Origin of the sequence: Saccharopolyspora sp. ID03-671, assembly GCF_045278815.1 — a bacterium.
Taxonomy (GTDB): domain Bacteria; phylum Actinomycetota; class Actinomycetes; order Mycobacteriales; family Pseudonocardiaceae; genus Saccharopolyspora; species Saccharopolyspora ipomoeae.
Map to the genome: position 1 here is coordinate 4,416,193 of NZ_CP134054.1, position 14,388 is coordinate 4,430,580.

Annotated in this window: 4 protein-coding genes; 1 reads left to right on the forward strand and 3 read right to left on the reverse strand. The window is 74.5% G+C overall.

Annotation, left to right across the window (positions count from 1 at the left end):
• Positions 1-302: 302 nt before the first annotated feature.
• Genes REH65_RS20485 through REH65_RS20495 form a run of 3 tightly spaced genes read right to left on the reverse strand, consistent with a single transcriptional unit; the run spans position 303 to position 12,506 of the window.
• Positions 303-662, reverse strand: coding sequence for a hypothetical protein (locus REH65_RS20485; protein WP_406688702.1), 360 nt, complete (start codon positions 660-662; stop codon positions 303-305).
• Positions 575-4,030 carry a type I polyketide synthase gene (locus REH65_RS20490; RefSeq protein WP_406688703.1) on the reverse strand — a complete coding sequence of 1,152 codons (3,456 nt, stop codon included), beginning with the start codon at positions 4,028-4,030 and terminating at the stop codon, positions 575-577. The genes REH65_RS20485 and REH65_RS20490 overlap by 88 nt, the downstream gene beginning before the upstream one ends.
• Positions 4,023-12,506, reverse strand: coding sequence for an amino acid adenylation domain-containing protein (locus REH65_RS20495; protein WP_406688704.1), 8,484 nt, complete (start codon positions 12,504-12,506; stop codon positions 4,023-4,025). The genes REH65_RS20490 and REH65_RS20495 overlap by 8 nt, the downstream gene beginning before the upstream one ends.
• Before the next feature lie 614 nt (positions 12,507-13,120).
• On the opposite strand from REH65_RS20495, the gene REH65_RS20500 reads away from it, so the two are divergent.
• The gene (locus tag REH65_RS20500) at positions 13,121-14,383 is read left to right on the forward strand and encodes a phthiocerol/phthiodiolone dimycocerosyl transferase family protein (protein WP_406688705.1); all 1,263 of its coding nucleotides are present in this window, start codon (positions 13,121-13,123) and stop codon (positions 14,381-14,383) included.
• Positions 14,384-14,388 lie beyond the last annotated feature (5 nt).

Consider the following 14,388-nt stretch of genomic DNA (forward strand, 5'->3'; position numbering starts at 1 on the left):
GAGGAGGGTCACCTTCTGTGGGTCGGTGGTGGGGGAAGTTTTCATGAAAACTTCCCCCACCACCCCACGACGTCGCCAGGGAGGTTTCAGTTGAAACCCCACTCCCTCAGAAGCCGCAAGGTTTCAACTGAAACTGTCTTTCTCCTCTGCGTGACCAGGAGGTTCTTCCGTCCACGACTGAGTCTTCGGTGTGGAGCGGGGGTGGTTTCAACTGAAACTTCACTTCTTCGTGCGGGGCTGGAGGATGTCACCTTCCGGAGGTGGGTGGTGGGGAAGTTTTCATGAAAACTTCCCCACCCCGGTCACCGGGGGCCGGGGTGTTGGTCGAGGGTTTTTCGGAGGGTTTCCGCGATGTGCGCGATCGGGCCGGGTTCGGTCATCTCGTAGTGGTCGCAGGGGATCGGGTGGTCGTGGAGGGTGCCGGTGACGTGGCGGCGCCAGTGGGCCGCCTTGTCGGGGGCCAGCGCGAAGTCGTCGGCCGCGCCGGGGACGTCCTCGGTGGCGGTGAAGAAGAGGGCGTCGCCGTCGAAGGTGCCCGGGGCGAACTGCGGGGCGATGCGCAGGCTGTTGCGCATCACCTCGGCGATCGACGTCGCCTCGTCGCGGGTGACCGGGGAGTCCGCTGTGGACAGTCGGCCGATCCGGTCCAGCACCTCGGCCACGTCCTCGGCGTCGGTGAGCCCGGCGATTCGGCCGAGCAGGCCGGCGACCTGGCGTTCGATGCCCTCCGGCGTGTACGGCAGACCTTCCGGTAGCGGGGCGTCGAGCATCGCCAGGAGCTCCACCTCCTCGCCGTCGGCCTGCAGGCGCAGGCCATCGCGTGGGCGACGAAACCGCCGTAGGACCAGCCGAGCAGGCGGTACGGGCCGCGCGGCTGGACCTCGCGGACGAGGTCGACGTAGGACCGGGTCATCTCGGCGGCGTCGGCGGCGGGCGGCCGGGTGCCGTCGAGCCCGAACGCCTGGATGCCGTGAACCGGCTGGCCAGCGCCCAGGTGCGGCAGCAGGCCGGTGTAGCGCCACGCCACGCCCGCGCCCGGGTGGACGCAGAACAGCGGGGTCTCGCCGCCCTCGGCGCGCAGCGTCAGCAGCGGGCTCAGGGTGTTCGGGCTCGGGCCGTCGGCGGCCAGCGCCCCGGCGATCGTGGGCGCGGCCAGCAGCGCCGCCGCGGGCACGTCCAGCAGACCGGCCTGACGCAGCCGACCGGCGAGCAGCACCGCGCGCATGGAATCACCGCCGAGGTCGAAGAGGTTGTCGTCCAACCCGATCCCCTCGATGCCCAGCGTCTCCTGCCACACCCACGCCACCGCCTGCTCCCGGTCGGTGCTCGGCGCGCGGTGCGGCGTGGTCAGGTGCGGGCGCGGGGCCAGCACCGGCTCGACCGGTTCCGCCCGCTGCTCGCCGCCGGTGCTGGCGCCGGGGGCGTCGATCCAGTGCCGGTGCCGCTCGAAGGCGTAGCCGGGCAGCCGCACCCGACGCGGCTCGCCCGCGACCTCCGGCAGCGCCGAGGTGACGCCGTGGCTCCACAACCCGCCCAGCGCACCGGCCAGCACCAGCCCGTCGGGTTGCCGCGCCTTGGCGTGCCGCATCGTCGTGACCGCCCGCACCCCCGGGAACTGGGCCCTGGCGAGCTTGGTGAGCCCGTCGCCCGGGCCGATCTCCACCAGCACCGGTTCGTCCTCGCACAGCGTCGCGACGCCGTCGGCGAAGCGGACCGTGCGGCGGAAGTGGTCGATCCAGTGCTGCTCGCCGGTCACCTCCGCGCCCGCCCAGGTACCGGTGACGTTGGAGACGTAGGGGATCCGCGGCGGCCGCAGCGAAACCCCGCGCAGGTGCGCGGCGAAGGCGTCCACCACCGGGTCCAGCACGTGCGAGTGCGCGGCGGCGGAGACCCGCAACCGGCGGAACGGCACCTCCCGTCGGGTCAGCTCGTCCTCCAGCCGCGCCACGGCGTCGGTGTGCCCGGCGACCGCGCACGCCTCGGGACCGTTGATCGCGGCCAGCGACAACCGGTCGTCGAGCAGCTCCCGCACGTCCTCCACGGGGGCGGCGACACCGACCGTGGCGCCCCCGGCGGAGACGATCAGCCGCAGCCGCTCGGCCACCAGCGGCAGCATCTCGTCGAGCTCCAACGTCCCGGCCAGGCACGCGGCGGTGTACTCGCCGAGCGAGTGGCCGATCAGCGCGTCCGGCACCACACCGGCCTCGATCAGGGTCGTGGCCAGCGCGTGCTCGGTGACGACCAGCGCCAGCATCGCCGCCGGGCTGCCCGGTTCGGCGCGCTCGAACAGCGCGGTGCGGATGTCCTCGCCCAGCACCGGGCGCAGGATCGCCGCGCAGCGGTCGACCGCGTCCCGGTAGACCTCGTCGTCGCGGTACAGCTCGGCGCCCATGCCCACGTGCTGGGTGCCGCCGCCGGGCAGCAGGAACGCGATGCGGGGCTCGTCCTCCCCGGTCGCGCGACCTGCGGGTCCGGCCGCTCGCAGCGCGGCGACGGCCTCCTCCGGGCTGGACGCGCTGACCGCGAGCCGGTGCGGGAAGGTCGGGCGGTCGACGCGGAGCGAGTGCGCCACGTCGTCGAGCCGCAGGTCGGGATGGGTCTCCAGGTGCCGGGCGAGTGCCTCGGCCTGGCCCCGGATCGCCCCGGCGGTGCGCGCCGACAGCGGCAGCACCTGCCGTCCGGAGCAGGGCGGGCGCGGCGAATCCCGTTGCGGTGGGGCCTCTTCGAGGATGACGTGCGCGTTCGTGCCGCCGATGCCGAAGGCGCTCACCGCCGCCCGGCGCGGATGCCCCGGGTCGGGCCAGGGCTCCAGGGCCGTCGGCACCCGGAACGGGCCGGACGGGAAGTCGATCAGCGGGTTGGGCTCGGTGAAGTGCAGGTTCGGCGGGATCTGCCGGTGCTCCAGGGCGAGCACGGCCTTGATGAACCCGGCGATCCCGGCGGCCGCGCCCAGGTGCCCGATGTTGGTCTTCACCGATCCCAGCGCGCAGAAACCGGTGTCGTCGGTGGACTCCCGGAACGCCTCGGTGAGCGCCGAGATCTCGATCGGGTCGCCGATCCGGGTCGCCGTGCCGTGGGACTCGACGAGGCCGATGGTGCGCGCGTCGACGTCGGCCTGGGCCTGCGCGGCGAGCACGACCTCGGTCTGCCCGGCGGAGCTGGGCGCGGTGAAGCCCACCTTGCGCCGACCGTCGTTGTTCAGCGCGGTGCCCCGGATGACGGCCCGGATGCGGTCGCCGTCGGCCAGCGCGTCCTCCAGCCGCTTGAGCACCACCACGCCCACGCCGTCACCGGAGGAGGTGCCCGCCGCGTCGGCGGCGAACGCGCGGCAGTGCCCGTCGGGCGAGAACGGCCCGTCGGGCACGTGCCGGTAGCCCAGCGCCGCCGACGGGTTCAGCGAGGCCGCCCCGGCCAGCGCGGTGTCGCAGCGGAACTCCAGCAGGTCCTGGCAGGCGGTGTGCACCGCGACCAGCGCGGTGGAGCAGGCCGTCTGCACCGACACGCTCGGCCCGGTCAGCCCGAGCTCGTAGGAGATCCGGGTGGCCAGCGTGCCCAGCGAGTTCGCGGTGGCCGAGTGCACCAGCTCCACGCTGCCGGGCTGACCGGCGAAGCGCGGGTGGACGTGCGCCGGGTAGTAGCGGCTGTCGCCCGCGCCCGCGTACACGCCGGTGGTGAGTTCGGCGTCGGGTTCGGGACGGCCCGCGTCTTCGAGCGCGTGGTACGCGGTCTCCAGCAGCAGCCGCTGCTGCGGGTCGACCACGGCGGCCTCGGCGGGGCTGTAGCCGAAGAACCCCGAGTCGAACCGGTCCACGCCGTCCACGGTGGACGCCATGCGGACCAGCGCGGGATCGTCCAGGTCGCGCGGATCACCGCCCGCGGCGAGGAACTCCTCGTCGTCGACGGCGCGCACGGACTCCCGCCCGGCGGCGAGGTTCGACCAGAACTCGTCCACATCGGACGCTCCGGGCAGCCGCGCCGCCATCCCGATCACGGCGACGGCCGGTGCGTCCTCCGGCGTGGTGTCATGCATCGCGATCCTTCCGCAGGCGGCGGGCGCTGCGGGCGGCCCGCTGCCGCTGTGCTCGTTGCTTGGCCCGGTCCAGGCCGCTGGGTTCGGCCTGCCGGTCGGTCTCGGGTGCGGACGTGCCCCGCTCGGCCAGGTGCCGGGCCAGCGCGCGCACCGTGGGGTGGGCGAACAGGTCGACCACGCCGAGCTCGCAGCCGAGCGCCCCGTTGATCGCGGTCTGGGCCTTGACCAGCAGCAACGAGTTGCCGCCGAGGTCGAAGAAGTTCTCGTCGCGCCCCACCTCGTCGCGCCCGAGCACCCCGCCCCAGATCTCGGCGAGCTCGCCTTCGAGCCGCTTCAGGTCGTCGCTGCCCGCCTGCTCGGCGCGGGCCGAGGTCCCGGCCGAGCGCAGCACCCACGTGCCGGGCGCGGCCCCGGCCGCCGCGGCCTCGTGCAGCGCGCCGAGGTCGGTGCCCGCGTCCAGCCCGACCCGCCCGGCCAGCCGCCGCAGCTGCCGCGCGGGCGCGCGCACGTGGCTGCGCACCCACGGGGTGGTGCGGTCGGCGCCGATGAGCAGGTGCGGTTCGTCGAGGCCGCGGGCGAAGTCGAACGAGCGCAGCGCCAGCGCCGGGTCCAGCACCCGGTAGCCGCGGACCTCGGTGAGCTCGGTGTTCCGGTATCCGCGGCTCATGCCGCGCTCCCGCCACATGCTCCACGCCAGGCTCTGGCCGGGCAGGCCGCTGCGCCGCCGGTGCACGGCCAGGGCGTCGAGGAACGCGTTGGCCGCCGAGTAGGCGGCGTTCATCGACCCGCCGAAGTGCCCGTTGACCGAGGAGAACGCGACGAACGACGTCACCGGGTGCTCGGCGGCGACCTGGTGCAGCGTCCACCCGCCCAGGACCTTCGCGGCCAGCGCCTCCCGCCAGCCGTCGGGGGAGAGCTCCTGCACGGGGCGCTCGTCGAAATCGCCCGCCAGGTGCAGCACCCCGGTCAGCGGCACCCGCCACTCGGCGGCCGCGGCGTCCACGGCGGCGCGCACCTGCGCCGGATCGGTGACGTCGGCGACCGCGTAGCGCACGTCGCCGAGACGCTGCAGCGCCGCGATCCGCTCCGCGCGGTCGCCGTCGGTCGCCGGGGTGCGCCCGAGCAGCAGCAGCTTGGCCCCCGGTGTCCTGAGCAGGTGCGCGGCCACGTCCTCGCCGACACCGCCCAGGCCACCGCTGAGCAGCTGGAACCCCTCCTGCCGCGCGGGTTCGGCCGGGTCGGCGGACAGCGGGGCGAGCCCGCGCGCGTACCTCCGTCCACTTCGGACCGCGATCTCGGGGTCGGCGGGATGCCGGGCGAGCTCGAAGAGGATCGGCTCCAGCGCGTCCTCGCCGGCGCCGACGTCGAGGTGCGCGCCGCGCAGCCACGGCCGCTCCTCGCGCAGCGACTTCAGCAGCGCCCCGGCCGCCGCGTGCGCCGGGGACGGCAGCTCGTCGTCGGCGACGGCCTGCGCCCCCGCGGTCACGTGCAGCAGGTCCAGCGGGCGCGGACGTCCGGGCCGGTCCGCGAGCGCGCGGGCCAGCGCCAGCAGCGACTCCGCACCGCCACCCCACGGCTGGTCACCGCCGGGCGCCAGGTGCACGACGGCGTCGACCTCGCGGCCGTCGGCGGTCAGCGCGGCCAGCAGCGCGGCGAGGTCCCGCTCGTCGGACCCGACCCGGTAGGCCGCCGCGTCGGCGCGCTCGAACTCCGCACCCGGCCGGACGACCGTGCACAACCCGCCCTCGGCGCGCAGCCGCTCGGCGAGGCGCTCGGCGAGCTCCGGCCGCTCACCCGCGAACACCACCGCGTGCCCGACCGCTCGTGCGCCGCGGTGATCGGCCCGAGCGCGCTGCCAGACCGGGCGCAGGAACCAGTCCGGGACGGTGGCCGACGTGCCCAGCAGCAGCTGCGACTCGCGGACCTCCGCGTCGAACTCGCCCGCCTCGAAGCTCTTCCGCAGCTTGGTGCGCTGGATCTTGCCGATCTCGGTCTTGGGGATCCGCTCCGGCGCCACCGGGATCAGGAACGCCGGGCTCACCCCGATCTCCCGGGTCACCTTGCCGCCGATCTCGCGCAGCGCCACCGCCGCGTCCTGCCCCTCGGCCAGGTGCACGAACAGCGCGAGCTCGTCGGTGCTGACCGACGGGTCCGAGCGCACCGCGCAGGCGGCGGTGAAACTCCGCACCACGCTGGGCAGTTCCTCGACGCACGCCTCGATCTCGTGGCTGTAGTGGTTGACCCCGTTGACGATGATGACGTCCTTGGCGCGGCCGGTGATGAACAGCTCGCCGTCGCGCAGGAACGCCAGGTCACCGGTGTCGAACCAGCCGTCGTCGGTGAACGACTCGGCGTTGGCCCCGGCGTTGTCGTGGTAGCCCCCGGTCACCGAGGTGCCGCGCACCTGCAACCGGCCCACCTCGCCCTCGACCAGCAGCCGGTCCTGCTCGTCGACGACCCGCATCCCGAAGCCCGGGTAGGGCAGGCCGCAGCTGACGAACGACTCGTCGTAGCCGGGAACCTCGCCGGGCAGCGCGAAGTCGGTGACCACCGAGCAGGTCTCGGACATGCCCCAGCCCGGGTGCATCACGTGCTGCGGCAGCCCGAACGGGCGCAGCGCGCGCAGGAACTTCCGCGCGGCCGAGGCGACCACGACCTCACCGGCGTTCATCACCAGCCGCACCGGCGAGAGGTCCCAGTCCCGGCCGGTGAACCGCTCGGCGTGCTCGGCCAGCAGCCCGAACGCGAAGTTCGGGGCCCAGGTGACGCTGACCCGGTGCCGGTCCATCAGCTCCGGCCAGCGCGGCGGGTCCTCCAGGATCCACGAGGTCTGCGCGTGCACCTGGCGGCAGCCCAGGTAGACGTCCCGGAGGTGGAACATCACCACGCCCGTGACGTGGTCGAGCGGGATCCAGTTCAGCGAGACGTCCTGCGGGCCCAGGTCGTTCATCGCCTCGGTCGCCGCCGAGCGGGTCAGCACCGCCCGGTGCGTCTGCCGGACCGCCTTGGGCAGGCCGGTGCTGCCGGAGGTCATCAGCAGCAGGAGCAGGTCGTCGGGATCGGCGCGGTACCAGTCGCGGTCCTCGGGGTGCGCGCGCAGCTCGTCGGCGGTGAGGAGGTGCAGGTCCGGCCAGTTCTCGCGGGCGGCGTGGCCGCGGATGCCGGGCTCGTTGCCCGCGGAGGCCGCGATGACCGGGCGGCCCAGCATCCGCCAGATGCCGTCGAGCTTGGCCAGCGCCGCCGACCCGGTGTCGTAGGAGCCGGGGACGGTCAGCGGCACCGCCGCGAAACCGCCCAGCACGCAGCCCCACAGCACGGCCACGAAGTCCTCGGTGCCGTCGCACTGCATGATCACCTGGTCACCCGGCCGCAGGCCCGCCCGGCGCAGCCCGGTCAGCACCCGGGAGGCCTGGACGACCAGGTCCGCGTAGCTCATGCGGCTCTCGGTGCCGTCGGGGCGGACGTGCACGATCTCGCCGTCGCCGCGCTCGGCGGCCCGGGTGAGCGCCGAAGCCCAGTCGGGCACCGACGGTTCGGGCAGCACGGGGCCCTCGGACAGCGCCGGGACCGCGCTCGCCGGACCGGTTTCGAGCGCGTGCGCCGCTTCGACCCGCGGCGTGCCGACGTGGCGGCGCTCCAGCTCGACCGGGACGTCCTCCAACCGCACCTCGACGTCGCGGACCCCGTCGACGGCCGCCAGCCGCGCCCGCCACTCCTGGGCGCAGCGCTGGTCGACCAGCGGCAGCGCGCGCAGCGCGGCGACGTCGACCGCGCCGTCCTGATCGCGCGGCAGGTCGTTGACCGCGACGACCCGCGCCGCCCCCGCCAGGGATCGTTCGACCTGGTCAACGGCGCCCTGCCGGTCCGGGACCACCGCCATCACGCCGTCGTCGAGCACCACCGCGTCGCGGATGCCGGGCACCGCCAGGGCGGCCCGTTCGAGATCCGTTGCCGCGCCGGACTTCCCGGTCGCGGCCGGTCGCGTGCGGGTGGTCAGGGCGCTGAGCGGGGCGTCGGGGTCGGCGCAGGCCGCCTCCAGGACCTCGCGCAGCGCGCGGGTGAACTCCTCGGCGGTGGCCGGTTCGTAGAGGTCGGTGGCGTACTCGACGTGCAGCTCCAGTCCGTCCGGCCGCTGCTGCGGGTCGTGGCGCTCCAGGACGTCGACGAACAGGTCGAACTTGGCGGTGCCGGTGGCGCTGGGCCGCAGCGCCGCGCGCTCGGAACCCAGGTCCAGCACGGCGCTGTCGTTGTTCTGCAGCGCCAGCATCACCTGGAACAGCGGGTGCCGGGCCGGGTGCCGGGCGGGGTTGAGCTCCTCCACCAGGCGGTCGAACGGCATGTCCTGGTGGTCCAGCGCCCGGAGGTCGCCCTCGCGGACCCGGGCCAGCAGCGCGCGGAACGTCGGGTCGCCGCCGGTGTCGGCGCGCAGCACGAGGGTGTTGGTGAGCAGGCCGATCACGTCGTCGAGCGCCGGATCACCGCGCCCGGCCACCGGCGTGCCCAGCACCACGTCCTCCCCGGCGCCCCAGCGCGTCAGCACTGCGCTCACCGCCGCGTGCAGCACCACGAACAGGCTCGCGTCGGCCCGCTCGGCCAGCTCCAGCAACCGGCCGTGCAGATCGGAGTCCACGGTGGAGGTCGTGTGGGCGCCCCCACCCGCGCTGGTGTCCGGGCGGGGGCGGTCGGCCGGCGGGGCGCTCTCGGCGGGCAGCCCGGCCAGCGCCGAGCTCCAGAACGCGGTGAGCTGCTCGATCCGGCCCGCTCCGGGCGCGAGCAGCTCCCGCTGCCAGAGCGCGTAATCGGCGTGCTGCACCGGCAGCGCGGGCAGTTGCGGCACCTCGCCCGCGACGCGCGCCCGGTAGGCGGCGCCGAGGTCGTCGGCCAGCGGCCGCAGCGACCAGCCGTCGGCGGCGCTGTGGTGCAGCAGGAGCAGCAGCGCCCGCTCGTCACCGGTGCCGAACAGGCCCGCTCGCAGCGCGCTCTCGCCGGTCAGGTCGAAGTGGTGCCGCGCGGCCGCGGCGACCTGGGCGTCGACCTCGGCGGCCGGGCAGTCCACCACCCGCAGCTCGGGTACCAGCTCACCGGGCTCGCGGATGAGCTGGTGCACCCCGTCCTCGTCGGTGGCGACGACGGTGCGCAGGCTCTCGTGCTTGGCGGCGACGTCGCCCAGCGCGGCCCGCAGCGCCTCGACGTCGACGTCGTGGCGCAACCGCACCACCAGCGGGATGTTGTAGGTGGCGGCCCGGTCGCCGAGCCGGTCGAGGAACCACATGCGCTCCTGGGCGAACGACAGCGGAACCCGATCCGGGCGCTCGACGGCGGTGAGCGCGGGCAGCCGCGCGCCGGTGCCCGCGCCGATCCGCGCGGCCAGGGCCGCCGGGCGGGGCGCGTCGAACAGCGCGGAGATCGGCACGTCCGCGCCGGTCTCCGCGCGCAGCCGCGCCAGCAGCCGGGTCGCCAGCAGCGAATGCCCGCCCAGCGCGAAGAAGTCGTCCTCCACGCCCACCTCCGGCAGCCCCAGCACCTCGGCGAACAACCCGCACACCAGCGCCTGCTCCGGCGTGCTCGGCGGGATTCCCCCTGCGGAGGCGGCGAAATCGGGTTCGGGCAGCGCGGCGGTGTCGAGCTTGCCGTTGGCGGTCAGCGTGAACTCGTCGACGACCACGCACGCCGCCGGGACCATGTGCTCGGGCAGTCTCGCGGCCAGGTGCTCCCGCAGCTCGGCCGGTTCCGGCCTCGCCGAGCCGGGCACCGCGTAGCCCACGAGCTGCGGCTGCCCGTCCCGCGCGCGGGCCACCACGGCCGCCCGCGCGACCGCCGGGTGCTCGGCCAGCACCGCCTCGACCTCGCCGGGCTCGACGCGGAAGCCGCGGATCTTGACCTGCTGATCGGCGCGACCGACGTACTCCAGCACGCCGTCCCGGCGCCGCCGCGCCAGATCGCCGGTGCGGTACGCGCGGGTTCCCGGGCGACCGAACGGATCCGGCACGAACCGCTCCTCGGTCAGCTCCGGCCGGTTCAGGTAGCCCGGCGCCACACCGGGCCCGGACACGTGCATCTCGCCCACCACGCCCGGCGGCACCGGCCGCCCGGAGGCGTCGAGCACGTGCACCCGCAGGTCGGCCAGCGGGCGGCCGATGACGCTCGCGCGGCGCGGGTCGTCGAGATCGGCCCAGGTCATCCGGTGGTGCGTGACGTGCACCGTGGTCTCGGTGATGCCGTACATGTTGACCAGCGCGGGCGAGTCCAGGCCGCGCCGCTCGGCCCACGGCCGCAGCCGGTCCGGGTGCAGCGCCTCGCCGCCGAAGACCACGTACCGGAGCGCCAGCGGACGCCCGTCGTCGGCGGCCGCGAGCTGCTCGAACGCCGACGGCGTCTGGTTCAGCACCGTCACGCCCTCGGTCGCCAGCAGGTCCAGGAACTCGCCCGGCGAGCGGCTCACCTCGTGCGGCACCACGACCAGCCGCCCGCCGTGCAGCAGCGGGCCCCACAGCTCCCAGACGGCGAAGTCGAACGCGCACGAGTGGAACAGCGTCCACACGTCGTCGGCGCCGAAGTCGAAGTGCTCGGCGGCGGCGTCGAACAGCCGCAGCACGTTGGCGTGCGGCACCGGAACGCCCTTGGGGCGCCCGGTGGAACCGGAGGTGTGGATGACGTAGGCGATGTCCTCCGGCCCGGTCGGCCCGGTGCGCTCGTCGTCGGTGAGCGGCCCGGTCTCCCGCCCGGCCAGGTCGGTTCCGGTGGCCGGGTCGTCGAGCACCGCGGTCGCCGGGACCGGCAGCTGCTCGGCGTGCGCCGAGTCGGTGACCAGCGCGACCGGGTCGACGTCGTCGAGCACCAGCCGCAGCCGCTCGGCCGGATGCCGCACGTCCAGCGGCAGGTACGCCGCGCCCGTCTTGAGCACCGCCAGCACCGCCGCGACCAGGCGGATCCCGCGCGGCAGCGCCAGCGCCACCGCCGTTCCCGGCCCGGCGCCGCGCTCGACGAGCAGCCGCGCCAGCCGGTTCGCGTCGGCGTCGAGCTCGGCGTAGGTGACGGCCTCGCCCGCGCAGGACACCGCGACGCGGTCCGGGAAGCGCGCCGCCCGCTCCTCGAAGCGGCGGGCCAGCGTCGTGGTCACCGAGTGCCCGGGAGCCTCCGCGTCGCGCGGTTCCTCCTCCGGCAGCAGCAGTTCCGCCGCGCCCACCGGAAGTTCCGCGTCGGCCTCGGCGCACTGCCGCAGCATCAGCAGGAATCGCCGCAGGTGCGCGTCGAGCTCGGCCTCGTCGTAGAGCTCCGGGTTGGCGTCGAAGGCGATCCACAGCGCCTCCGGGTCGGCACCGGGCCGGATCGAGATCTGCAGGTCCTCCACCGCCCCGCCGGACAGGTGGTGCGAGGTCGACGGGCTGCCCGCGAACACCAGGTCCTCGGTGAACGGCACGACGTTGACCACCGGCCCGTGCATCCGCCGACCGCCGCCGAGCAGCCCGAGGTCGCGGCGCAGCACCTCGCCGCGCTGCCGCTGGTGCCGCCGCAGCGCCCGCAGCTCGTCGGCCACCGACCCGGCGAGCTTGCCGATCGGCGTCTCCGGGGCCGCCGCGATCCGCAGCGGCAGGATGTCCGAGGCGGTGCCCGGGGTGCGCAGCGCGGCGCTGCCCAACCGGCTCATCGTGGCCAGGCCGAGCACCAGGTCGTCGGCACCGGTCATCCGGTGCAGGTAGGCGGCGATGGCGGTGACCAGCAGATCCGTGCGCGCGACACCGAGCCGCGCGGCCGCCGCCGACAGCACCTCGGCCTCGTCGCGGTCCAGGTCGACGGTGCGGCGCAGGAACGGCGCGACCGGGGCGGCGGTGCGGTCGGTCAGCCGCGCGGGTTCCGGGAGCCCGGCCAGCTGCTCCGCCCAGTGCGCGCGATCCCGCTCGCTGCGCTCGGAGTCCAGGTAGGCGGCCTCGTCCTCCTGCAGCCGGTGCACGGACTCGAACCGCGCCGGCTCCGGCTGCCGCCCGGCGGCCAGCGCGGTGTAGGTGTCGGCGAGCCGCCGCGCGACCATCTTGTAGCTGTAGCCGTCGAGCAGGATGTGGTGCGCGCGCAGGAACCAGATGTGGTGCTCGGCGCCCAGATCCAGCAGCGCGTGCGAGAACAGCGGTCCCGCGTCGAGGTCCACCGGCGTGGCCAGCTCGCGGTGGATCCACTCCTCGGCCGCGGCCACCGGGTCGTCGGAGTCGCGGAAGTCCTCGCGGTGCAGCGGCCAGTCGTCACCGGCGCCCAGGTCGCAGCGCGGACCGTCCGGGGTGTCGAAGAAGCGCAGCGCGAACGTGTCGATCTCGGAGACGGTCCGGCGCAGCGCGATCTCGAAGAGCTCGGCGTCGATCGGCCCGTGGATCTCCACGTGCTCACCGGTGTTGTAGGCGGCGCTGCCCGGGGCGAGGCGCTGGGCGAACCAGAGGCCCTCCTGCGCTCCGGACAGCGGTCGGCGATCTTCCCGGCGGACTGACATGGCACCAACCCCGTTGTGGCGAGCGGTCTTCCAACGGCGCCCGCTCCCGCAGCCGGTCGTGGGCGCACCGATCTGCGCGCGCACCCGACCGCACCCCCGCGTGGGTGCGGCGAAGCGCCGGGAGAGCCGGGGTGAAATGGTCGGGGAAATGCGTTCGCGCGTTCGGCGGGAATCGCGATCTCCCGCCGCGCGGAGCACATTGCCTGAGCGCGACAACCCGGTCAAGACCGGAGAACGCGGGAGGAATGTCCGATCTAGGAGAACACCTAGAATGCGCTTCGCGGGCCGTGATCCAGCCCATTCCCGTATCGGTGTCGAGCCGCCGGAACGGGCAGTCCGCAGGGCTGCACGGGTGTGCCCATCGTGCCGGTGAATGCCGCGTGAACTGCGTTGATGATGCTGCCGCCCGGGTGGTTGCGGACTGGTTCGACCGGTCTCGGTCTGGGGAAATCCTTAGCTTCTGCGCCGGATGTCTTGATTTCTGATCGGCCTCCCGCCTTTTCTGGTCCCGACCCTGCCGATGCGAAGTTCAGGCGTGGGAAAAACGCGTGCTGAGGAACGCCTCCGTTCTCCGGGAAAAAGGGGATCGCGGCGTTTGGGAAAGGGCGGAAGCGATGCGACGCGCACTGTGCCCGGTGGAAGCGCTCTACGTCGGCCAGCGCAGCAGGGCCGTGCTCTCCTGCGAGGTGCGCGGCGTCCTCGACGCGACGCTGCTGGCGCGGGCGTTCGACGAGGTGGTCGCCGAGCACCCGACGCTGCGCTCCCGGATCGCGCCGGACGGCGACGGTCACGTCTTCGAACTCCTCGGCCCGCACGAGCGACCGGAGCTGCGGCTGCGGTCCGATATGGACACCGCGCACGGCGACGAGCTCAACGACCCGCTGCCGGTCGGCGGCCCGCTGGTGCGCGCCACCCTGGCCTCCGAGCCGGTGGGGCGGCGCCACCTGCTGGTCATCTCCGTCGACCACGCGGTCATCGACGGGCACAGTGCGATCGCGCTGCAGAACGCCGTCTGGGACCGCTACCGCGCGCTCGCCTCCGGCGCCCCGCTCGCCGCCCCGGTGGAACGCGGGTGGCCCGCGCCGATCAGCGGTCTGCTGCCGCCCGCCGACGACGCCGTCACCGCCGAGCACCTGCGGCGACGCCTGACCGAGGTGCAGCGCAACCCCGTCGAGCTGCTCGCCTACGACGGACCCCGCAGCGGCGGCCGCATCGAGGTCCGCAGACTGCTGCTCGACGCCGACCGCACCACCGCGCTGCGCGAATTCGCCCGCAGCGCAGGCGTTTCGGTGCACGGGCTGATCGGCTCTGCGCTGCTGTCGGTCGCCCGCGCCCGCCTCGGCGGCGACGACCCGCGCGTGCTGGGCTGCCTGTCCCCGGTCGACCTGCGCTCCCGGATCACCCCGCCGGTGCCGCCGAACGAGATGGTCGCCGCGGTGGCCACCCACCTGCACGCGCTGCCGGTCGCCGCGAACCCCGAACCCGTCGCGCTCGCCGGTGAGATCACCGCCCACCTGCGCGCGGCCATCGCCCGCGGCGAGCACTTCCACGACATGCGGATCACCCCGGAGGTCCCGAACCACCCCGCGCTGCAGATGGCCACGGTGATCGCGACGAACATGGGCGAGGTGCCCGGCCCCCGGCCGCCCGACGGGCTGGAGCTGGTCGACGTGCGCCTGGTGCCGGGCCGCGAGCACTACTTCCCGCAGGCAGGCCGCAGTCCGCTGATGGCCTGCGTCGTGTCCTTCGACGGGCGGCTGGCCGTCGAGCTGCCGCACCACACCGCATGCTTCAGCGCGGAGTTCATGCGCTCGTTCCGCGACGACCTCCGCTCGGAGCTGCTGTCGCTGCCCGCCCCGCGCGGACTCCTCACCTGAGCGCA